Annotated in this window: 16 protein-coding genes; 6 read left to right on the top strand and 10 right to left on the bottom strand. The window is 68.2% G+C overall.

All coding sequences use genetic code 11. The features are described 5' to 3' along the window. Positions 1-13 precede the first annotated feature (13 nt). The 3 genes from ACFWBD_RS07705 to ACFWBD_RS07695 all read right to left on the bottom strand — a co-directional run bounded on the left by ACFWBD_RS07705 (position 14) and on the right by ACFWBD_RS07695 (position 6,609). Complete coding sequence (locus ACFWBD_RS07705) at positions 14-1,729, bottom strand: protein kinase family protein (protein WP_385664080.1); 1,716 nt, start codon at positions 1,727-1,729, stop codon at positions 14-16. Between the two features lie 138 nt (positions 1,730-1,867). Continuing rightward, positions 1,868-4,141: a murein biosynthesis integral membrane protein MurJ gene (gene murJ / locus ACFWBD_RS07700; RefSeq protein ID WP_385664078.1), complete on the bottom strand. Its 2,274-nt coding sequence runs from the start codon at positions 4,139-4,141 to the stop codon at positions 1,868-1,870. A 44-nt stretch (positions 4,142-4,185) separates the two neighbouring features. Then, positions 4,186-6,609 carry a DUF6049 family protein gene (locus ACFWBD_RS07695; RefSeq protein ID WP_385664075.1) on the bottom strand — a complete coding sequence of 808 codons (2,424 nt, stop codon included), beginning with the start codon at positions 6,607-6,609 and terminating at the stop codon, positions 4,186-4,188. Positions 6,610-6,867: 258 nt separating this feature from the next. Here ACFWBD_RS07695 and ACFWBD_RS07690 point away from each other — a divergent pair, with 258 nt between their 5' ends. Then, entirely contained in the window at positions 6,868-8,334 is a 1,467-nt protein-coding gene (locus ACFWBD_RS07690) for a CCA tRNA nucleotidyltransferase (RefSeq protein WP_385664072.1), read from the top strand. A 112-nt stretch (positions 8,335-8,446) separates the two neighbouring features. Here ACFWBD_RS07690 and ACFWBD_RS07685 read toward each other — a convergent pair whose 3' ends face one another. From ACFWBD_RS07685 to ACFWBD_RS07670, 4 genes are all read right to left on the bottom strand, one after another. Continuing rightward, the gene (locus ACFWBD_RS07685) at positions 8,447-8,944 is read right to left on the bottom strand and encodes a hypothetical protein (RefSeq protein WP_385664069.1); all 498 of its coding nucleotides are present in this window, start codon (positions 8,942-8,944) and stop codon (positions 8,447-8,449) included. A 114-nt stretch (positions 8,945-9,058) separates the two neighbouring features. Beyond that, positions 9,059-10,336, bottom strand: coding sequence for an MFS transporter (locus ACFWBD_RS07680; RefSeq protein WP_385664067.1), 1,278 nt, complete (start codon positions 10,334-10,336; stop codon positions 9,059-9,061). A 94-nt stretch (positions 10,337-10,430) separates the two neighbouring features. Continuing rightward, positions 10,431-11,513 (bottom strand): inositol-3-phosphate synthase, encoded by a 1,083-nt coding sequence (locus tag ACFWBD_RS07675; RefSeq protein ID WP_385555553.1) that lies wholly within the window; start codon positions 11,511-11,513, stop codon positions 10,431-10,433. A gap of 44 nt (positions 11,514-11,557) precedes the next feature. Then, positions 11,558-12,238: a helix-turn-helix transcriptional regulator gene (locus ACFWBD_RS07670; RefSeq protein ID WP_385664064.1), complete on the bottom strand. Its 681-nt coding sequence runs from the start codon at positions 12,236-12,238 to the stop codon at positions 11,558-11,560. Positions 12,239-12,591: 353 nt separating this feature from the next. Between ACFWBD_RS07670 and ACFWBD_RS07665 the strand changes: the two genes are divergently transcribed. Next, a complete protein-coding gene (locus ACFWBD_RS07665) occupies positions 12,592-15,270 on the top strand; it encodes a transglycosylase domain-containing protein (RefSeq protein WP_385664062.1) in 2,679 nt (892 codons plus the stop codon). A gap of 131 nt (positions 15,271-15,401) precedes the next feature. Continuing rightward, complete coding sequence (locus ACFWBD_RS07660; protein ID WP_385664059.1) at positions 15,402-16,901, top strand: glycosyltransferase family 87 protein; 1,500 nt, start codon at positions 15,402-15,404, stop codon at positions 16,899-16,901. Between the two features lie 114 nt (positions 16,902-17,015). On the opposite strand, the gene ACFWBD_RS07655 is transcribed toward ACFWBD_RS07660, so the two are convergent. From ACFWBD_RS07655 to ACFWBD_RS07645, 3 genes are all read right to left on the bottom strand, one after another. After that, the gene (locus ACFWBD_RS07655; RefSeq protein WP_385664056.1) at positions 17,016-18,047 is read right to left on the bottom strand and encodes an alanine racemase; all 1,032 of its coding nucleotides are present in this window, start codon (positions 18,045-18,047) and stop codon (positions 17,016-17,018) included. Between the two features lie 84 nt (positions 18,048-18,131). Then, positions 18,132-19,253 (bottom strand): lipid II:glycine glycyltransferase FemX, encoded by a 1,122-nt coding sequence (locus ACFWBD_RS07650; protein WP_385664053.1) that lies wholly within the window; start codon positions 19,251-19,253, stop codon positions 18,132-18,134. A gap of 213 nt (positions 19,254-19,466) precedes the next feature. Then, positions 19,467-19,778 carry a hypothetical protein gene (locus ACFWBD_RS07645; RefSeq protein WP_385664050.1) on the bottom strand — a complete coding sequence of 104 codons (312 nt, stop codon included), beginning with the start codon at positions 19,776-19,778 and terminating at the stop codon, positions 19,467-19,469. Positions 19,779-20,063: 285 nt separating this feature from the next. Here ACFWBD_RS07645 and rpsF point away from each other — a divergent pair, with 285 nt between their 5' ends. From rpsF to rpsR, 3 genes are all read left to right on the top strand, one after another. Further along, entirely contained in the window at positions 20,064-20,354 is a 291-nt protein-coding gene (rpsF, locus tag ACFWBD_RS07640; RefSeq protein WP_006604399.1) for a 30S ribosomal protein S6, read from the top strand. 78 nt (positions 20,355-20,432) lie between these two features. Then, positions 20,433-21,047: a single-stranded DNA-binding protein gene (locus ACFWBD_RS07635; RefSeq protein ID WP_385664048.1), complete on the top strand. Its 615-nt coding sequence runs from the start codon at positions 20,433-20,435 to the stop codon at positions 21,045-21,047. A gap of 83 nt (positions 21,048-21,130) precedes the next feature. Beyond that, entirely contained in the window at positions 21,131-21,367 is a 237-nt protein-coding gene (gene rpsR / locus ACFWBD_RS07630; protein ID WP_020130672.1) for a 30S ribosomal protein S18, read from the top strand. Positions 21,368-21,382 lie beyond the last annotated feature (15 nt).

Raw genomic sequence — 21,382 nt, 5'->3', positions numbered from 1 at the left:
CTTCGGTGAGACGTCAGCCCGTGAACTTCACGTCGGTGATGGCCTGCTTGTAGCCGGGGTCGCTGTACTGGTCGCCCGGCGCGTGCGGCGCGGCGGTGATCCATACGAGAACGTACCGCGTCTTCACCGGTGTCTTGGCGGAGATCTTCAGTTCCTGTCCGGACGTCCTGGCGTCGGCGATCTTCGTCATGGATGTGAGCGGTGCCGATGACGAGAGCGAATCGGTCGCGTAGAGGCTGGCGGCGGTGTAGTCGTCGCCGTAGCGAAGCCCTATCGAGGCTGCCGAAACGCTCTGCTCGGAGCTGAGGTCGTAGACGATGCCCACGCCCTTCTTGAACGGCGCGAGCACGGGTCCGTCGTCGAAGGAGTACGACCGCCAGTAAGTGGAGCTGTCGTTGTCGTAGGTCAGCTTCACGTCGTCGGGGTGCTGGGGCTTGCCGTCCGGGTAGTACTCGGCGGCATCGTGGATTTTGAGCGTCGTGACCGGCTTGGGCGCGCTGCTGTTCTTGTCGCCCTCGTCCGTCGTCTGGGTCTGGTTCGTTTCGTCGGACTGGTCCTGGTCCATCAGGGCGTCCGCCAGCTGCCAGCTGCCCAGGCCGAGGGCGGCGATGAGGAGGGCGGAGACCGCCCACTTCAGCGCCTTGCCGGTGCGGCTCTGCAGCGGGGGCGGCGGGGTCGGCACCTGCCGGGTGACGCCCGGGTGCGGCGCGGGACGGCCGTAGGTGCCCTGCTGGTACGTCGTGCGCTGGTACTCGGGCGGGGCGGTGAACGCGGGCTCCGGCGGGCGGATGCGGGGCATCTCACCGATTGCCTTCACCAGCTCTTCCGGCGTCGTGCAGGCGGCGTCGTGCCGGGAGGCGGTCGCGCCGTCGTTGACGAGGGCCCGCATCGACAGTTCCGACAGGCCCCGGTGGACGCCGGCGCGCACCTGGTCGGGTGCGATCAGACCGATGTCCTTGGGCAGCCCCGAGAGGCCGTAGGCGTCGTTCTCGTACGGCCAGCGCTGGGTGAGCGCCGCGTACAGCAGGGCGCCGATCGCCTCGGTGTCGGTGCGCTGAGGGGTCTCGGTGGTGACGCCGCGCAGGGCGGCGTTCACCGCGAGGCCGCGGATGCGCCACTGGCCCGAGGAGGTGCGCAGAACGGCGTTGGGGTTCAGACGCAGATGCGCCAGGCCTTCGCGGTGGGCGGCGGCCATGGCGGAGGCGATCTGACTCACCATCTGGTAGGCGTCGTGGGGCTCCAGCGGACCGGCCGCGAGCAACGCGGTCAGCTCGGTGGCGTCGGGCAGCCACTCGTGGACCACGTAGACGAGGTCGTTCTCCTCGACGGCGTCCAGTACTTGGACGAAGCGGGGATCTCCGAGCAGCGCGGAGGAGCGGGCCGCCGCCAGCACCGAACGGGCCCGGGTGTGGTCCGCGGGCAGGAGATGGACGCCCACGGCACGACGGAGTTTCTCGTCGACCGCACGCCAACTGCTGAAACCGTCCAGACGGGTGACGCACTCTTCGAGGCGATAGCGCCTGGCGAGCTTGTGACCGCTGTGCAGTTCCGGCGGTGAGGCCTTCCCGGGACTCTCCGTCCCGCCGCTCCCCTGTGCCTCGTCGCTGTCCGTGTCCTGCTCCCGGTTCTTGACCACCCCGTCGGCCGTGGACTGGTCCGCTTGTGCGGTCAGCGGCTTGTCACCGCTGTTGTCTGCCACGTCGACGGCAGCTGTGCTCCGTTCCGCCACCGTCGTTCCTGCCTCCCCATTCAGTGCGCGCCGTCCGACCTCGTGCGCGCCGTACGACGCCGAACCCAATTGTGCCCACAGTCCGCCGCTATGCACGACACGCGGCGGCGGACGATGGTTGTGCGCCTACCCCCTGACTCAGCGACCCAGGCGTCCGCGGACCATGCCGACGAGCGAATTGAGCTCCTCGATGCGCATGCGGCGGGCGGCGACGAAGAAGATGCCGAACAACAGGACCCCGCCGGCCAGCAGCGCGGCGAAGGAACCCAGGACGCCCTGGCCCAGGCTGTGGCCGACGCCGTAGCAGGCCGCGCCGCTGATCAGGGCGGCCGGAACGGAGGCGATGCACAGTCGGGCGTAGGTCCGCAGGACATGGGAGCCGTCGAGGTCACCGCCGAGCCGCTTGCGCAGCCGGTTCCAGGCGACGCCGACGCCGATCGCGTACGCCAGGCCGTAGGAGGCCGCCATGCCGACCACGGCCCAGCGGGCGGGGAGGACGAAGTAACAGATCGCCGAGGCGCTCGCGTTGACCGCGGCCACGATGACGGTGTTGTAGAAGGGGGTCCGGGTGTCCTCGTAGGCGTAGAAGGCGCGCAGGACGACGTACTGCACGGAGTAGGGGATCAGGCCGAGGCCGAAGGCCATCAGCATGAAGCCCATGTTCGTGGCCTCGCTGGTGCCGGACGAACCGAAGATCAGCGTGCACATAGGGATGCCGAGTGCGAGGAAGCCGAAGGCGATCGGAACGATCGCGACGGCCGTGGTGCGCAGGCCCTGGGAGATGTCGTCGCGGACCGCGCCGGCGTCGCCCTCGGCCGCCGAGCGGGAGATGCGGGGCAGCAGGGCGGCCATCAAGGAGACGGTGATGATGGCCTGCGGCAGGCCCCAGATCAGCTGGGCGTTGGCGTAGGCGGAGAAGCCGGTGCCGTCGACCGGCGAGTCCTTGCCCGCCGACGTGGACAGCTGGGTGACGACGAGCGCGCCTGCCTGGTTGGCCAGGACGAACAGGACGGTCCACTTGGCGAGGGTCGCCGCCTTGCCGAGGCCGTGGCCCTTCCAGTCGAAGCGCAGCCGCAGCCGGAAACCGGTCTCGCGCAGGTACGGGATCATGGCTAGGGCCTGCACGACGAGGCCGAGCAGAACGCCGATGCCGAGGAGTCGCTCACCCTCCGGCGGGATGGTCGTGACCTTCATGCCGGAGTCGGCGGCGGTGCCGTAGACCCAGATGAACATGCCCAGCGTCACGATGATGACGATGTTGTTGAGGACCGGCGTCCACATCATCGCGCCGAACTTGCCGCGCGCGTTGAGGATCTGCCCCATCACCACGTGAACGCCCATGAAGAAGATCGAGGGCAGGAAGTAGCGGACGAAGGTGATGCCGACCTCGTTGGCCGCCGGGTCGCTGGCGACCGAGTCGGACAGGAGGCGGATCAGGACGGGCGCCGCGGCGACCGCGGCGACCGTGAGCAGGCCGAGCGCCACCATGACCAGCGTGAGCAGGCGGTTGGCGTACGCCTCGCCGCCGTCCTCGTCCTCCTTCATGGCCCGTACGAGCTGTGGCACGAAGACCGAGTTGAGGCCGCCGCCGACGGTCAGGATGTAGATCATCGTGGGCAGCTGGTAGGCGACCTGGAAGGTGTCGCCGAGCAGGCCGACGCCCAGCGCCGAGACGATCAGCGCGGAGCGGACGAAGCCGGTGAGGCGGGACACCATCGTGCCCGCCGCCATGACGGCGCTGGACTTCAGCAGGCCACTGGCGCGCCCGCCCTTCTTCGCGGCGGGAGCGGCCGCGGCGGGAGGCGCGGCCGGCGTGGCGGTGAGGTTCATGGTCTGATCCGCCGCGGACGACGTCGGCACCGGAGCCTGGTACGCCGGTACCGCTCCCTGCCCGCCCGGAGCGGGCGCCGGGCCGGGCACCGACGGGGACTCCGCGGAGCGGGTGCCCCCCTGCTGCTGGTCCCGGAAGAGGTGGGCGAAGGCGTCGGGCTGGTGCTGCTCCTCGCCGGAGTGCGTCACCAGGTCGTCCACGCCCACGAACTGCGTCGTACGGGGGTCGTCGCCGTACGGCAGGTACTGCGTTGGGCCCTCCGGCTCGGGCGCCGGGGTCTGGGCCCACACATGCGGGTCGGGGGCGTACGGGGACTGCGGGGGCCGGCCGTACAGCGGCTGTTGCGGCTGATGCATGCCCGGCGGCGGAGGGGGGTGCGCGGCACGGTCGTAGAGCGCCTCGGCGACCGGGTCCTGCGCGGTGAGGTCCTGAGCCCGGTAGGGGTCCTGGTCGTAGGCGTCCTGGAGGTACATGTCCGCCGGGTGCTGCGGCGGCACCTGGCCATGCTCGGGCGGCGGGCCCTCGGGGTGGCCCGAGCCGCCCGCGGCCTGGCCGCGGTCACCGTCGTACGGCGCGTTCATGGTTACCCCACCTCATCGTCCCGGGCCCACCGGCCACGACTTCCTCAACGGTCCACTCTCTCACCCGTGCCGGACGGGTCGGCGCTTTCCACTGCGGTGTCCGGTGTCTCGTCACTCTGCTGCTCCGGGCCGGCTGCCCCTGCTCGGCCGCCGGACTCTTTCTCGGGACGGTTCTCGTGGTCCCCGGCGTTCTCCGGGCCGTCGGCGGGCTCGCCCGCCTCGTCGGCGCCGCCCTCGCCGTCCTCTGCGTCTTCTTCGGTTTCTTCAGTGTCTTCGGCTTCGCGGGCCGCGGCACGCTTGCGCTGGGTGTACATGCGGAAGCCTGCCAGCACGAGCAGCAGGACGCCGCCGCCGATGACCAGCATCACCGTGGCCGTGATCTCGGTGACCCGCACGTCGAAGGCGACCTCTTCGCCGTACTTCTGGCCGTCCTCGGTGTACAGCTGGGCGACCACCGTCGTCTGGCCGTTGACCTTGGCGGACGTGGTGAACTTCACCGTCGTGGTGTGCCCGCCGGAGACCGTCACACGCTGCTCGGCGTAGGCCTCGTCGGAGATCTCGAGACGGGTCGGGTTCTTCGAGGTGAGCCGCAGGACCAGGTGGTCGACGCCCTGCACCAGGTTGTTCTGCACGGTCACCGGGATCGTGGCGCTTCGCCCGGAGAGCTTGGTCTCCGACTTGTCGATCAGCTTGACCTGGCCGGTGAGGGTGTCGAGATAGGCCTGCACACCCTGGCGGAACGAGCTCGCGGCGGTGCTCCTGCCCCGCCAGGACGTGGACATCTCACGGTTCATGGCCCGCCCGAAGGGGGTCACCACCCGGGCCTCGTTGGCGAGGATCACCTTGAAGTTGTCGAGTTTGTCCTGCGTGTACGCGATCTGCTCGAAGGCCGACCGGGGCAGCTCCTGCTTGCGCAGCGAGGAGGGGTACGCCGACTTCGACGGCACCTTCGTGGTGGCGCCCGGGTCGGGTTTGGCCTTGGCGGCCGCCGCGAGCTGCTGGGACTGCGACCAGGTACCGCCCTGGAGCGTGGTGACGGCCTCCGCCAGCGACCGGGCCTGGCTCGCGGTCGGCATGCGCTGCGGGGCGACGACGACGCTGCGCTGCTTGCCCGTCTGAAGGTCCAGGGCCAGGCTCTGCGCGAGGAACTCCTGCACGGCGAGCGTGGACGTGGAGGCCTTCGTCAGATCGCCCTTGAACGCCGTGGAGAGCCGCGCGTCCGCGACGACCGCCGTGGTGCCGCCGCCGATGGGCCGGGCCGCGGAGGGGGTGTAGGTGAGATCGCCGTTCTCCGTCAGGCTGTCGCTGCGCGCGATCACCTTGTCGGCGCCTGCCGAGGTGGCGACCTTGACGATCGACGGGTCGACGGCGCCGTCCACCGGCCAGGCGAAGTCGGTGTTCGGGGTCACATGGAGCACGGTCTCCACTGTGGTGGCGGCGACGTCGGTGGCCGCCTTGAGCTGGCTCAGCGAGCCGGCGACGCCGGTGCCGTTGTGGGCGAGCGAGGCGAGGTCGGGATCGGCGAAGGGCAGCGCGACGACCTCCTTGCCGAGCACCGCGTCCTGCAGATCGTCGAGCCACTGCTTGGCGACCGCCTGGTGGGTGCCGGCCGTGGTGGTGTCCCCGTCGCCCCGGATCCGGTAGCTGCCGGTCATGGCGTCGACGGACGCCAGCAGGTCCGGGTCGATCACCCAGGTGACGTCGAGCTCCTTGCCCAGGCTCAGGAGCTGCTCGAGGCGGCCGCCGGGCGAGAGCTCCTTGGTCAGGTCATCGTTGAGGAAGACCGGCGTCTGCTGGGCGTTCGAACCGGTCTCCGCCGACATGTGGACGGTGGAGACCAGCGGCCACAGCACCGTCGTCCTGGACGGGGTGTCCGCCTCCTCGGGCTGCCACGGCAGGAAGGTCCGCTGGACGCCCAGCACCTGCTCCCACGGCTGCGCGGACGTCTCGCCCGCGAGGGAGACACCGAGCGGGTAGACGCCGTCGTCGTCCAGGTCGAGCTTGGCGACGGGTACGGAGATGCTGAAGTGCTCGGACACGCCCGGTGTGAGCTTGGCGAACTCGGTTACGTACTTGCCGCCCACCTCGGAGCCGTCGTTGCCGGAGAGGGCGTCCGCGCGCTTGGCGGCACTTTCGATCGCCGAGCGGGTGGTGAGCGCGGAACCCACCCGCAGACCCACGTGGGCGTCGGTGACCGCCTGCTTGCCGTTGTTGGTGACCGTGCCGGAGACGGTCAGGGTGTCCCCGTCGGTGGGAGCGGCGGGGCTGAGCGAATCAACGGTGACAGCCACTGTGCCGGCGGCGGAGGCATCCTTGGCGGAGGTCCGGCCGACGGCCTGCGCGGGGGCGGCGGGCAGCTGGAGCAGACCGGCCAGCAGGGGCGCCCCGGCGAGCAGTGCGCCGGTGCGCCGAAGCCACCGGCGGGCAGGTGAGGGAGTCATCCCCGGAAAGTCTGCCGCCTCGGCCACGCGTTCGCCCGTCCCTCGTCGTCGTCAGTGGTCGTCGGAATGTGCGTCCACGCATGGTAACGATGCGCGCTGAGGGGAAGTGCCGCGGACCGCTCCACAAGATCGTGGAAGACGGCCGGATCGTCCGCTATCCATGTGTATGGAGGCGAATGGCCAGGTAGACGGTAAGGCGCTGTCTTGCCCGGCTATCGGGATAGATGTCTCCTCGCTCCAAATCGGGGAGCCCCCGGTCGGCCGGGCCACGTACCCTCTTCTGTTGTGCCGAACGCCAACGAAGACAATCTCAGCGTCCTGAGCCAGGTGCAGCACCGCGCGGTCAGTGAACTGCTGCGGGTCGCCCCTGTCGCCGACGACCTCGCCCGCCGCTTCCAGGAGGCCGGGTTCTCTCTCGCCCTGGTCGGCGGCTCGGTCCGGGACGCGCTGCTCGGCCGGCTCGGCAACGACCTGGACTTCACGACGGACGCCCGTCCCGAGGACGTCCTGAAGATCGTCCGGCCATGGGCGGACGCCGTGTGGGAGGTCGGGATCGCGTTCGGCACCGTCGGGGTCCAGAAGGACGCCCGCGTCGGAGACGTTGATCGATGCTTCCAGATCGAGGTCACCACCTACCGGTCGGAGGCCTACGACCGCACCTCGCGCAAGCCCGAGGTGTCGTACGGCGACTCCATCGAGCAGGACCTCGTCCGGCGGGACTTCACCGTGAACGCCATGGCCGTGGCGCTTCCCGAGAAGGAGTTCATCGACCCGCACGGTGGCCTCGAGGACCTCGCGGCGCGCGTTCTGCGCACCCCGGGTACGCCGGAGGAGTCCTTCTCGGACGATCCGCTGCGCATGATGCGTGCCGCCCGCTTCGCCGCTCAGCTCGACTTCGAGGTCGACTCCGAGGTCGTCACGGCGATGAAGGAGATGGCCGGCCGGATCGAGATCGTCTCGGCCGAGCGGGTGCGGGACGAGCTGAACAAGCTGATCTTGTCCGCGCACCCGCGCAAGGGGCTGGCGCTGCTGGTCGACACCGGCATCGCCGACCATGTGCTGCCCGAGCTGCCCGCCCTGCGGCTGGAGAGTGACGAGCACCACCGGCACAAGGACGTCTACGAACACACCCTGATCGTCCTCGAGCAGGCGATCGCCCTGGAGGAGAACGGCCCCGACCTCACGCTGCGGCTGGCCGCGCTGCTGCACGACATCGGCAAGCCGCGTACCCGTCGCTTCGAGAACGACGGCCGCGTCTCGTTCCACCACCACGAGGTGGTCGGAATGAAGATGACGAAGAAGCGCATGACGGCTCTGAAGTACTCCAACGAGCTGGTGAAGGACGTCTCCCGACTGGTCGAACTCCATCTGCGCTTCCACGGGTATGGCACCGGTGAGTGGACGGACTCCGCGGTGCGTCGCTACGTGCGGGACGCCGGACCGCTCCTCGACCGCCTGCACAAGCTGACCCGCTCGGACTGCACGACGCGGAACAAGCGCAGGGCGGCCGCGCTCTCGCGGGCGTACGACGGGCTGGAAGGGCGCATCTCCCAGCTGAAGGAGCGGGAGGAGCTGGACGCGATCCGTCCCGACCTCGACGGCAACCAGATCATGGAGATCCTGGGCGTCGCCCCCGGACCTGCCATCGGCAAGGCGTACAAGCACCTGCTGGAACTGCGCCTGGAGAACGGGCCGATGGAGTACGACACGGCGGTGGCGGCGCTCAAGGAGTGGTGGGCCGAGCAGGACTGAGTCCGCGTCACGGGGGTCATGTTTCACGTGAAACATGACCCCCGTGACGCGACAGGCGCACATGCGAAGGGGCGGTGTTTCACGTGAAACACCGCCCCTTTCAGCAACTGCCCTACTTCTTGTAGTCCTTCAGGCAGAGCAGGAAGTTACTGCCGTCACCGCTCTCGGTGTACGAGTACTGGAAGTCCTTGGCCTTCTCGTCGCACTTGCTGTCGGCCGTGAGCGCGGTGTATGTGCCCTCGATCTTCGCCAGCACGATGTACTGCGCCTGCGAGGAGTCGCACTTGACGACCTCGAGGTCGGGGTTGTCGTCGCTGCTGCTGCCTCGGTGCATGCAGTCGCCGACCGCCGCCGTGTTGGCGTCGTCCTGGCTGGATATGTAGGCGGCGATGCCCACACCGATGACAGCGAGAACGATGACGACGTTCTTGATCAGCTTGAAGCTGACCTTGCGGCGGGGCTGCTCCGGCGGGACCGCGCCGTAGGGAGCGGCGCCCGGCTGCGGGTATCCGGGCTGCGGCGGGTACGGCGCCTGGCCCTGCGGCTGGCCGTAGGGCTGCTGGCCCTGCTGCGCGAACGGGTTCTGGCCCTGAGGAGGCGGAGTCGACACTTGGAGGTCCCCCTAGAAAACTTTAGACGTGTGGCGCGAAATCACTCGCGAAGTAAGACTCACGTAAGTTACCGGCCCCCACTGACAACCCTGTAGCTGGACCAGGAGTCTGTGTCATTGATGTGACACTTGCCGCCGCTCAAAGCGGGCCATAGCGGCAGCAACTGTTCCGTAGATAACGGCGACCGTGACCACCAATGGGGCGGAACGTCCGTCAGGCGGCAGCATCAGGGCGGCGACAGCGGCGGCGCCGACGAAGGCGACGTTGAACAGGACGTCGTAGAGAGAGAAGATCCGGCCGCGGAAGCCGTCCTGCACGGACGACTGGACGACGGTGTCGGTGGCGATCTTCGCGCCCTGGGTTACCAGCCCCAGCACGAAGGCCGCGACGAACGTGGTGACTTGGGCGAACGGCAGCATGAGGGCGAGCACCAGGACCGCCGCGGCCGCGGAACAGACGACGATCCAGCGGGCCGGACCCAGCCGTCCCGCGGCCGGCGGGGTGACCACCGCGGCGACGAAGAAGCCCACGCCGGAGACTCCTACGGCCAGCCCCAGCAGGGCCAGCCCGTCGTCCGGGTCGGACGACCAGGCGTACCGGCACAGCATCAGCACCATGACGGTCAGGGCGCCGTAGGAGAACCGCATCAGTGAGATCGAGCCGAGCGCCCAGGCAGCCTCCCTGCGTCGGGGCTCGGCCAGGTGACGCAGGCCCGCCGAGAGGCCGCGGGCGGTGCCCCTGAGCGCGCTCGTCAGCCGGGGCTGAACCAGATCACGGTCGGGTCCGAGCAGATCCGCGGCCATGGCCAGCGAGGCGAGCGCGGCGGACAGGTACAGCGCGCATCCCAGCAGCACCACCGCGGCGTCGGAGTCCGCCACCACCAGCCGGACGACGAAGGCGAGACCGCCCCCCGCGACCGCGGCCAGAGTGCCGGCGGTCGGGGAGAGGGAGTTGGCCATCACCAGGCGTTCGCCGTCGACGACGCGCGGCAGAGCTGCCGAAAGGCCGGCGAGGACGAAGCGGTTGACCGCGGTGACGCACAACGCGGAGACGTAGAAAAGCCAGTCGGGGACATGGCTGATCATCAGGACGGCCGTCACCGACGCCAGCAGGGCGCGCAGCAGATTGCCGTAGAGGAAGACCTGTCGGCGGCGCCAGCGGTCCAGCAGGACACCGGCGAAGGGGCCGACGAGGGAGTACGGCAGCAGCAGGACCGCCATGGCGGAGGCGATCGCGCCCGCCGAGGTCTGTTTCTCCGGGGAGAAGACGACATAGGTGGCGAGCGCGACCTGGTAGACGCCGTCCGCGCACTGGGAGAGCAGCCGCACCGCGAGCAGCCGCCGGAAGTTCCCGAAGCGCAGCAGAACGCGCAGATCACGGACGACGGCCATGGGCACAGCCTCACATACGGGGAGGGTCCCCGGGTCGGTCGACCCGGAGACCCTTCTCAGCCCTGGCAGGAGCGAATTTTCCGTACGCGCCGAGTTAGCGCTCGACCTCACCGCGGATGAACTTCTCGACGTTCGCGTAGGCCTCGTCGTCGAAGTACTGGACCGGCGGGGACTTCATGAAGTACGAGGACGCCGACAGGATCGGGCCGCCGATGCCGCGGTCCTTGGCGATCTTCGCGGCGCGCAGGGCGTCGATGATGACACCCGCGGAGTTCGGGGAGTCCCAGACCTCGAGCTTGTACTCGAGGTTCAGCGGGACGTCACCGAACGCACGGCCCTCGAGGCGGACGTACGCCCACTTGCGGTCGTCCAGCCAGGCCACGTAGTCCGACGGACCGATGTGGACGTTCTTCTCGCCCATGTCGCGGTCGGGGATCTGCGAGGTGACGGCCTGCGTCTTCGAGATCTTCTTGGACTCGAGGCGGTCGCGCTCCAGCATGTTCTTGAAGTCCATGTTGCCGCCGACGTTGAGCTGCATGGTGCGCTCGAGCCGGACACCGCGGTCCTCGAACAGCTTCGCCATCACACGGTGGGTGATGGTGGCGCCGACCTGGGACTTGATGTCGTCACCGACGATCGGGACGCCCGCCTCGGTGAACTTGTCCGCCCACTCCTTGGTGCCGGCGATGAAGACCGGAAGGGCGTTGACGAACGCGACCTTGGCGTCGATGGCGGCCTGGGCGTAGAACTTCGCCGCGCTCTCGGAGCCGACGGGCAGGTAGCAGATCAGAACGTCGACCTGCCTGTCCTTGAGGATCTGGACGATGTCGACCGGGGCCTCGGTGGACTCCTCGATGGTCTCGCGGTAGTACTTGCCGAGACCGTCCAGGGTGTGGCCGCGCTGGACCGTGACGCCCTTGTTCGGGACGTCGCAGATCTTGATGGTGTTGTTCTCGCTGGCACCGATGGCGTCCGAGAGGTCGAGGCCGACCTTCTTCGCGTCGACGTCGAAGGCGGCGACGAACTCGACGTCACCGACGTGGTAGTCGCCGAACTGCACGTGCATCAGACCCGGGACCTTGGACGCCGGGTCGGCGTCCTTGTAGTACTCGACGCCCTGCACCAGCGAGGCGGCGCAGTTGCCTACGCCGACGATGGCTACGCGAACCGAACCCATTCCGGTTGCTCCCTGTGTGTACGAGTGATGCCCTGAACGGGCGCTCACGTGGCGGTTTCGTCGGGCAGATCCGTCCCGGGAGTGTCCCCGGGACGGGGCAGGCCGCCCGTCGATCCAGATGTGTTGTTCTGTTGAGCGGATTCCCCGGAGGGACCTGTCAGGTCTCGTCCGGCCCGCTCGCTCTCGATGAGCTCGTTCAGCCAGCGCACTTCGCGCTCCACGGACTCCATACCGTGGCGCTGGAGCTCAAGCGTGTAGTCGTCGAGGCGCTCCCGGGTGCGCGCCAGGGAGGCGCGCATCTTCTCGAGACGCTCCTCCAGCCGGCTGCGGCGGCCCTCGAGTACGCGCATCCGAACGTCGCGCGACGTCTGCCCGAAGAAGGCGAAACGAGCGGCGAAGTGTTCGTCCTCGTACGCGTCGGGACCCGTCTGCGAGAGCAGTTCCTCGAAGTGTTCCTTACCCTCCGCCGTCAACCGGTAGACGATCTTGGCGCGACGCCCCGCGAGTGGAGCGGCGAGGGCGTCTTCGTGGGTGTTTCCCGGCTCCTCGATCAACCAGCCGTTGGTGACCAGCGTCTTGAGGCAGGGGTAGAGCGTGCCGTAGCTGAACGCACGGAACACACCCAGTGACGTATTGAGCCGCTTGCGCAGCTCATAGCCGTGCATCGGGGACTCGCGGAGAAGGCCCAGGACGGCGAACTCGAGGATTCCGGCACGCCGGCTCATCGTCGCCTCCTCTCCGCCTTATGTCGCGCTGATGTATCGACTCGATACATCTAGACGATAGAACGACCTTCCGGATGCGACAAGAGGGAAGAAGGTGAACGGGATCACATCACCGATTCATTGAGGGCAAGTTGCCTGGTTTGGGATGAACTTCGGGGCTAGGCGGGTTTTGGCGGTGCGTAGTCTGTGCGCCATGCACACCACCGGGACCCATGAGACGCCGGGGGGCGTCGAGGTCCTCGGTGCAGTACGGGTGAATGCGCGACCGACCGCATCCGTACTTCGGGGGGACAGGAAACCAGCCGCCCTTTCCAGGCGCGCACGGATGCGCCTGCCCGAGGAGTAATCGTTCGATGAGCGAGCACCGTCGCAAACCGCCGCAGTCGCAGGAAGGCGGACGTGCCGCGGCCCGACGCGGTCAGTCCGGTCCGTCCTCCGGCCGCCGAGCGGCACCGCGAGGCGCCACCGGATCTCCTGCCGACTACGGGTTGGGTCACGGGGCCGGAGGCGAGGAGCAGTCGCACGGCAACCGGGCCGATGCCCGGCGCGCGTCCCAGAGAGACTCGGGCGGGCGGCGCAGAGCGGCCGAGCCCGCAGCGGGCCGTCGCGGAGCCCCGCCCGGCCCCGGACGGGGCAGAGGGCGACCGGCGCCCGACAGCAAGCGTCTGATCGACTACCCGCGCGCCGGCAAGTACGGCTGGCAGCGCTGGATGCCCTCCTGGAAGCTCGTCGCGGGCCTGTTCGTCGGCTTCGTGGGCAGTCTGGTGGCCGTGGCGGGCATCGGATACGCCATGGTGGGCATTCCGGACGTCGCCAAGACGGCCACGGCGCAGAACAACGTCTACTACTGGAAGGACGGCAGCCAGATGGTTGCCACCGGTGGTGAGACGAACCGTCAGAACATCGACCTCTCGCAGATCCCGGAGGAGATGCGCTGGGCGGTGATCTCGCAGGAGAACAAGACCTTCTACGACGACAGCGGCATCGACCCCAAGGGCATCGCCCGTGCCGTGTTCAACATGGCCCGGGGCGGCCAGACGCAGGGTGGCTCGACGATCACCCAGCAGTACGTCAAGAACGCCATGCTGAACGACCAGTCGCAGACGATCTCCCGGAAGTTCAAGGAGATCTTCGTGTCCATCAAGGTGGGCGCCGAGGTCGGCAAGGACCAGATCATGGCCGGCTACCTGAACTCCGCGTACTACGGGCGCAACGCCTACGGAATCCAGGCAGCCTCCCGCGCCTACTTCAACAAGGACGCGATCAAGCTCAACCCGGGCGAATGCGCCTTCCTGGCCGCCATGCTGAAGGGCGCCACGTACTACGACCCGGCCGGCGCGACCTCCGTCGACTCGGTCGGCGCCACGCCCGCGGCCAACACCAAGCGGGCCACGCTCCAGATGCAGGACACCCTCGACAAGATGGTCGAGTACGGCCACCTGGACGCCACGGTGCGGGCCAAGTACACCAGCCTCCCCAGGTGGCAGAACCCTCGCTCGAACACCGACCTCAAGGGCCAGATCGGCTACCTCGTCGACCTCGCCAACGGTTACCTGGTCACCAACAGCAAGAAGACCGGGATCACCCAGGACCTGCTCCAGCAGGGCGGCTACTCGATCTACACGACCTTCGACGAGGACAAGGTCAACGAGCTCGAGGCGTCGGTCAAGAAGGTCCAGAAGGCCAACATCAAGCCGAAGGAACGGCCGGAGACGGATACGCACGTCCAGTTCGGCGGAGCGTCCGTGGAACCGGACACCGGTGCCATCCGGGCCATCTACGGCGGTGAGGACGCCACCAAGCACTTCACCGACAACGCCGACCAGACCGGTGCCCAGGTCGGTTCGACGTTCAAGCCGTTCGTGCTGGCGGCGGCCATGACCTGGGGTGTGCGCGACGAGGATCTGGGGTCGTCGCAGGCGCAGGACGAGCGCACCATCGTCTCGCCCGAGAGCCTGTTCAGCGGCAAGAACAAGCTCAAGATCGAAAACTACGACGGTTCGGTCTGGAAGAACGAGAAGGGTGAGGAGTGGCTTCAGACCAATGACGGCAACGTCTCCCTCGGAAGTCCGCCCAACTACAAGATCGACCTCAGGGAGGCCATGCGCGAGTCGGTGAACTCCGCCTTCGTGCAGCTCGGCATGGACGTCGGGCTGGACAAGGTGAAGGACTCCGCCGCCAGCGCGGGTCTGAAGGAGTCCAGCCTGACCAACAGCGGCTTCCCGTCGTTCTCGATCGGCATCTCCGACCCGAGTGCGATCCGGATGGCGGGCGCGTACTCCACCTTCGCCGCCAGCGGCAAGCAGCGTGACCCGTACTCCGTGGAGAAGGTCACGAGCGAGAAGGGCCAGATCTTCACGCACGAGACCGAGACGAAGCAGGCGTTCACCGCGAAGGTCGCCGACAATGTCACGGACGTCCTGAAGACCGTGGTCGAGAAGGGCACCGGTACCAACGCCCAGCTGCCCGGCCGTGAGGTGGCCGGCAAGACCGGCACCACCGACGGCAACAAGTCGGCCTGGTTCGTGGGCTACACCCCGCAGCTGTCGACCGCGGTCAGCATGTTCCGTTACGACGACGACGAGTCGAACAAGAACCGTACGTTCCTGAAGATGTTCGGAACGGGTGGCCAGAAGAAGATCCACGGTGCCTCGTTCCCGGCGCAGATCTGGCACGACTACATGGCCGAGGCGCTGAAGGGCACGAAGTCCGAGGACTTCCCGGAGCCCCAGCCGATCGGCGAGATCGTGAACGCGGAACCGTCTCCGACTCCGACGCCTTCGGTCACCGAGACCGAGGAGGAGTCGCCGTCGCCGTCACCGTCTCCCAGTAGGACGGAGGTCGAGCCCTCGCCCTCGGCGAGCGAAACCTGCTCGAACTTCTTCGACTGCGACGACGACACGGGTGGGACGTCCAACGGGAACGGGAACGGCGGCTCTGGAGAGACCAGCCCGTCGGCGACTGCCACGGAGACGGAGAGCGACACCAGAGGAAATACCAGCAACGGCTTCTTCGGAGGCCCGGGCGGCTAGTCGCACTGTCGCCCGGCTTGGGTGTTTCACGTGAAACATGCGCATGTTTCACGTGAAACGGGGGCCGCTCCACCGAACGAGGTGGGGCGGCCCTCGGCGTTTTCCTAGGTCCGTACGGCAGGATGTGGCTCATGCCCAGTGCAGAATCGACGCCGACGCGCGTGCACGAGCCGGATCCGGTGAAGCCGACCAGCGATGACCCGGTGGCCGCGGCCGGCAGTGAGCTGATCGGTGGTCCCCTCGGCCGTCGGGCCCTGCTCGGGACGTCCTGGTGGACTCCCGTGCGGATCATCGCGCTCGTGGCGATCGGGATGTTCGCCCTAGGACTGATCCAGAAGGCGCCTTGCTACAACGGCGGCTGGTTCTTCGGCGCCACCACCCAGTACACGCACGCTTGCTACTCGGACATCCCGCACCTCTACCAGGGACGCGGTTTCGCCGACGGGCTCGTGCCGTACTTCGACAAGCTCCCCGGCGACATGGACTACCTCGAGTACCCGGTGCTGACCGGCGTGTTCATGGAGGTGGCCAACTGGCTGACACCGGGCAGCGGCAGCATCCAGGACCAGGAACAGTGGTACTGGATGGTCAACGCCGGGATGCTGATGGCGTGCGCGGCCGTCATCGCCGTCTGCGTGGCCCGGACGCACGCCCGGCGCCCCTGGGACGGCCTGCTGGTCGCCCTGGCGCCCGCGTTCGCGTTGACCGCGACCATCAACTGGGACTTGCTGGCGGTCGCTCTGACGGCCGCGGCGATGCTCATGTGGTCGCGGGGCCGGTCCCTTGCCTTCGGCGTCCTGCTGGGGCTCGCCACGGCCGCCAAGCTCTATCCCGTCTTCCTTCTCGGTCCCCTGTTCGTGCTCTGCTGGCGTGCGGGGAAGTGGCGGGACTTCGGCAAGGCCGCGGGCGGTGCGGTCGTCGCCTGGCTGGTGGTGAACCTGCCCGTCATGCTCTTCGCCTTCGACGGGTGGTCGAAGTTCTACCGGTTCAGCCAGGAGCGGGGTGTCGACTTCGGCTCCTTCTGGCTGATCATGGCGCAGAACTCCAGCGATCCACTCACCACCGACAGCGTCAACACCCTCGCCACGCTTCTCGTCGTGCTGTGCGCCGCGGGCATCGCCGTACTGGCGCTCACCGCGCCCCGCCGTCCCCGCTTCGCCCAGCTGGCCTTCCTGATCGTGGCGGCCTTCATCCTCACCAACAAGGTCTACTCGCCGCAGTACGTCCTGTGGCTGGTGCCGCTGGCGGTGCTGGCCCGGCCGAAGTGGCGGGACTTCCTGATCTGGCAGGCGTGCGAGGTCGCCTACTTCCTGGGCATCTGGATGTACCTCGCGTACACGATGAGCGGAGACGCCCACAAGGGCCTGCCGGCCGACGGCTACCACTGGGCCATCGGCGTGCACCTGCTGGGAACGCTCTACCTGTGCGGCGTGATCGTGCGCGACATCCTCATGCCGGAGCGGGACGTGGTGAGGCAGGCGGGCGACGACGACCCCTCGGGCGGAGTGCTCGACGGAGCGGAGGACGTCTTCGTGCTCGGCGCGGCGGGGCATCCGCCCCGGCACGCATCCCACTTCGACGGGCCGCAGGTGGACTGGGGCAAACAGGACACCACCGACAGTTCGCTCTGAGCGAACAGGGCGCGGACCAGGGCGTCAGAGCCCGGCAGCGGGCCAACGGGAAAGGCCGTACACGGATTCCGCGTACGGCCTTTCCCCTTGCCGCGTTTCTTCGGCGCTCGCGCCTCAGCGGTCCACGATCCGGTCGAACTGTGTGGTGGTGTGCCGCAGATGGGCCACGAGTTCGTCGCCGACGTGCGGCTCCGGCGCGTCCGAGGGCACGAACAGGATGGACACCTGCATGTGCGGCGGCTCGGCGAACCAGCGCTGCTTGCCGCCCCAGACGAACGGGGAGAGGTTCCGGTTCACCGTGGCGAGGCCCGCCCGGGCGACGCCCTTGGCGCGCGGCATGACGCCGTGCAGGGCCTTGGGGGCCTCCAGACCCACCCCGTGCGACGTACCGCCCGCCACGACCACCAGGAAGCCGTCGGAGGCCGCCTTCTGCTGCCGGTAGCCGAAGCGGTCGCCCTTGGACACCCGAGTGACGTCGAGGACGGCACCGCGGTACTCGGTGGCCTCGTGGTCCCCCAGCCACAGCCGCGTGCCGATACGGGCGCGGAAGCGGGTCTGCGGGAACTGCTGCCGCAGCCGGGCGAGTTCGTCTGCCTTGAGGTGGCTGACGAACATCGTGTGCAGCGGCAGCCGGGCCGCGCGCAGCCGGTCCATCCAGCCGATGACCTCCTCGACGGCGTCGGAGCCGTCGGTGCGGTCCAGCGGGAGGTGGATGGCGAAACCCTCGAGCCTGACGTTCTCGATGGCGGCGTGCAGCTGCGGCAGGTCCTGCTCGCTGATGCCGTGCCGCTTCATCGACGACATCACCTCGATGACCACCCGAGCGCCCACGAGTCCGTACGCGCCGTCGACCGAAGACACCGAGCGCACGACCCGGTCGGGCAGCGGGACGGGCTCCTCGCCGCGCCGGTAGGGCGTCAGCACCAGCAGGTCACCGCCGAAGAAGTCCTTGATGCGCGCGGCCTCGTACGTCGTGCCGACGGCGAGGACGTCCGAGCCCAACCGGGTGGCCTCCTCGGCCAGCCGGTCGTGTCCGAAGCCGTAGCCGTTGCCCTTGCAGACCGGGACGAGTCCCGGGAACTGCTCCTGCACGTGCTTGTGATGCGCCCGCCAGCGCGCGGTGTCGACGTAGAGGGTGAGCGCCATGGCCGGACCTGGGACCTTTCTCGTGGCTGCGGTGTGGGGAAACGCGTCAGAGGTGTCAGAGGTATCGAATCACTGAACGTGACGTCAGCGGCGCGACATGTAGATGTCGAGGGCCTTGTGGAGCAGCTTGTTCAGCGGGAAGTCCCACTCGCCGAGGTATTCCGCGGCCTGTCCGCCGGTGCCGACCTTGAACTGGATCAGGCCGAAGAGGTGGTCGGTCTCGTCCAGCGAGTCGGAGATGCCCCGCAGGTCGTAGACGGTCGCGCCGAGCGCATAGGCGTCGCGCAGCATCCGCCACTGCATCGCGTTCGAGGGCCGGAACTCACGGCCGATGTTGTCGGATGCGCCGTAGGAGTACCAGACGTGGCCGCCGACGATCAGCATCGTCGCCGCCGAGAGGTTCACGCCGTTGTGGCGGGCGAAGTACAGCCGCATGCGGTTGGGGTCCTCGGTGTTGAGGGCCGACCACATGCGCTGGAAGTACGAGAGCGGGCGCGGCCGGAAGTGGTCCCGCAGAGCCGTGATCTCGTACAGCCGCTGCCACTCCTCGAGGTCGTGGTAACCGCCTTGGACGACCTCGACGCCGGCCTTCTCGGCCTTCTTGATGTTGCGGCGCCACAGCTGGTTGAAGTTCTTGTGGACCTCTTCGAGGGAGCGGTTCGCCAGCGGCACCTGGTAGACGTAGCGCGGCTGGACGTCGCCGAAGCCGGCGCCGCCGTCCTCGCCCTGCTGCCAGCCCATGCGGCGCAGTTTGTCGGCCACCTCGAAGGCGCGCGGCTCGATGAAGTCGGCCTCGATGTCACGCAGCCGCTTCACGTCCGGGCTCTGGATGCCGGCCTTGATGGAGACGGCCTCCCAGCGGCGGATGATCACCGGCGGGCCCATCTTCACCGAGAACGCGCCCTGCTGCTTGAGGTGCGCGAGCATCGGTTCCAGCCACTCGGTCAGATTCGGCGCGTACCAGTTGATGACCGGGCCCTCGGGCAGGTAGGCCAGGTAGCGCTTGATCTTGGGCAGCTGGCGGTAGAGGACGAGGCCCGCGCCGACCAGTTCACCGGTCCGCTCGTCGAACCAGCCGAGGCTCTCCGAACGCCACTCGGCTTTCACGCCGGCCCAGGCCGGAACCTGCATGTGGCTCGCCGACGGCAGGCTCTGGATGTATTCCAGATGCTGCTCGCGGCTGATCGTCCTCAGGGTCAGGCTCATTCCGGGCGCTCCTCGGGCTGGTGTGTCCCCATGGGTACAGGGGCTCCGGCTCTCGCGCCGAAGCCTACTGCGCCTTGCGAGTGGCCTGACTGGGCGTACGGGACCTGCGCCCCGGCCTGCGTGCGGCCGGGGCGTTCCGTCCGGGTTCGTAGGTGTCCTACGCGTCTTCCGGCGCGGCCGGTGTCCGTGGTGCGGGCACCGGCGCCGGTCGGGTCACCAGACTCCGCCGAAGAGGCCGCCGTGGGCCATCCCGATGAAGAAGCCGAAGGCCGCGGCACCGAGACCCAGGATCAGACCGAAGCGCTCACGGGTGGTCTCGGAGATCCACTGTCCGTACGCGCCGGTCAGGATTCCCACCAGTCCGGCCCAGGAGCTGAGCAGATGAAGGCTGTGGAAGAACGACGTGATGAAGGCCGTCACCCCGAGCACCAGCGTCACTGCCAGCAGGATGTCCTGGATTGGATGGGCTCTGCCGTCGGTGGCGAAGAGAGATCCGGCGGTATTGGGTCGCAATGCCTGTGCCATGTGGCACCTCCTGCGGAAGGCGGCGCATCGTAGCGCCATACACACCCGACGTGTACAGACTGACGGTCATCCACGCCGGATTTCAACCGGAAGCGTGTGTGCAGGTACTCTGTACCCTCTGCACCGGTGTCTGCCCTGGCATGCCAGGGAGTCCGTCCAGCTGAGAGCGGGGAAGTCGCACGTCGACCCCCAATGTCAGTGGCGGCCGATACCGTTGCGTACGCATCACAACCCTCCTGCCACGGATCGACCGTGGCCGCTGAGTCCAAAGGAGGTGGGTTCCACATGCGTCACTACGAAGTGATGGTCATCCTCGACCCCGATCTCGAGGAGCGCGCTGTCTCCCCGCTGATCGAGAACTTCCTCTCCGTTGTCCGTGAGGGCAACGGAAAGGTGGAGAAGGTCGACACCTGGGGCCGTCGTCGTCTCTCGTACGAGATCAAGAAGAAGCCCGAGGGCATCTACTCGGTCATCGACCTTCAGGCCGAGCCTGCGGTCGTCAAGGAGCTCGACCGCCAGATGAACCTGAACGAGTCGGTCCTCCGGACCAAGGTCCTCCGTCCCGAGACCCACTGAGCTCTCCCGCTCAGCTGATCTCGGGATTCTGAGTAGCAGCACCAGCAGCCAGCAGCAAACCCGCCGAGAGGTTCCCCCATGGCAGGCGAGACCGTCATCACGGTCGTCGGCAATCTTGTCGACGACCCCGAGCTGCGCTTCACCCCCTCCGGTGCGGCGGTCGCGAAGTTCCGTGTCGCGTCCACTCCCCGCACCTTCGACCGCCAGACGAACGAGTGGAAGGACGGCGAGAGCCTGTTCCTGACCTGCTCGGTCTGGCGTCAGGCGGCGGAGAACGTCGCGGAGTCGCTCCAGCGAGGCATGCGCGTCATCGTGCAGGGCCGGCTGAAGCAGCGGTCCTACGAGGACCGTGAGGGCGTCAAGCGCACGGTCTACGAACTGGACGTCGAGGAAGTCGGCGCCAGCCTGCGCAGTGCCACGGCCAAGGTCACCAAGGCTTCCGGCCGCGGTGGCCAGGGCGGCCAGGGTGGTTACGGCGGCGGTGGCGGTGGCGGCCAGCAGGGCGGCGGCTGGGGTGGAAACTCCGGCGGCGCTCAGCAGAGCGGCAGCGCTCCCGCCGAAGACCCCTGGGCCACCGGCACTCCTGCCGGCGGCAACCAGGGCAGCGGCGGCGGTGGCGGCGGCTGGGGTGGGAACTCCGGCGGCAGCAGCAGCGGTGCCGGCGGCGGCTACTCGGACGAACCCCCCTTCTAGGCCGGTCGGGCCCGGGTCTCCGGGCGCGACCGAGTCGAGGGTGGGGTCGTATCCCAACTTCTTGATCACACAGGAGAAACACCATGGCGAAGCCGCCTGTGCGCAAGCCTAAGAAGAAGGTCTGCGCTTTCTGCAAGGACAAGGTCACGTACGTGGACTACAAGGACACGAACATGCTGCGGAAGTTCATTTCCGACCGCGGCAAGATCCGTGCCCGCCGCGTGACCGGCAACTGCACGCAGCACCAGCGTGACGTCGCCACGGCCGTCAAGAACAGCCGTGAGATGGCGCTGCTGCCGTACACCGCCCAGGCGCGATAAGGGAAGGGTGACCGA

Source organism: Streptomyces sp. NPDC060002, from assembly GCF_042737245.1.
GTDB lineage: Bacteria > Actinomycetota > Actinomycetes > Streptomycetales > Streptomycetaceae > Streptomyces.
This window is presented reverse-complemented; position numbering and strand designations above follow the sequence as displayed.

Coding starts and splice junctions, on each gene's coding strand:
- ACFWBD_RS07635 (WP_385664048.1), top strand. CDS start 20,433: ATGGCAGGCGAGACCGTCATCACGGTCGTCGGCAATCTTGTCGACGAC.
- ACFWBD_RS07680 (WP_385664067.1), bottom strand. CDS start 10,336: ATGGCCGTCGTCCGTGATCTGCGCGTTCTGCTGCGCTTCGGGAACTTC.
- rpsR (WP_020130672.1), top strand. CDS start 21,131: ATGGCGAAGCCGCCTGTGCGCAAGCCTAAGAAGAAGGTCTGCGCTTTC.
- ACFWBD_RS07650 (WP_385664053.1), bottom strand. CDS start 19,253: ATGAGCCTGACCCTGAGGACGATCAGCCGCGAGCAGCATCTGGAATAC.
- ACFWBD_RS07665 (WP_385664062.1), top strand. CDS start 12,592: ATGAGCGAGCACCGTCGCAAACCGCCGCAGTCGCAGGAAGGCGGACGT.
- ACFWBD_RS07645 (WP_385664050.1), bottom strand. CDS start 19,778: ATGGCACAGGCATTGCGACCCAATACCGCCGGATCTCTCTTCGCCACC.
- murJ (WP_385664078.1), bottom strand. CDS start 4,141: ATGAACGCGCCGTACGACGGTGACCGCGGCCAGGCCGCGGGCGGCTCG.
- ACFWBD_RS07660 (WP_385664059.1), top strand. CDS start 15,402: ATGCCCAGTGCAGAATCGACGCCGACGCGCGTGCACGAGCCGGATCCG.
- ACFWBD_RS07655 (WP_385664056.1), bottom strand. CDS start 18,047: ATGGCGCTCACCCTCTACGTCGACACCGCGCGCTGGCGGGCGCATCAC.
- ACFWBD_RS07670 (WP_385664064.1), bottom strand. CDS start 12,238: ATGAGCCGGCGTGCCGGAATCCTCGAGTTCGCCGTCCTGGGCCTTCTC.
- rpsF (WP_006604399.1), top strand. CDS start 20,064: ATGCGTCACTACGAAGTGATGGTCATCCTCGACCCCGATCTCGAGGAG.
- ACFWBD_RS07675 (WP_385555553.1), bottom strand. CDS start 11,513: ATGGGTTCGGTTCGCGTAGCCATCGTCGGCGTAGGCAACTGCGCCGCC.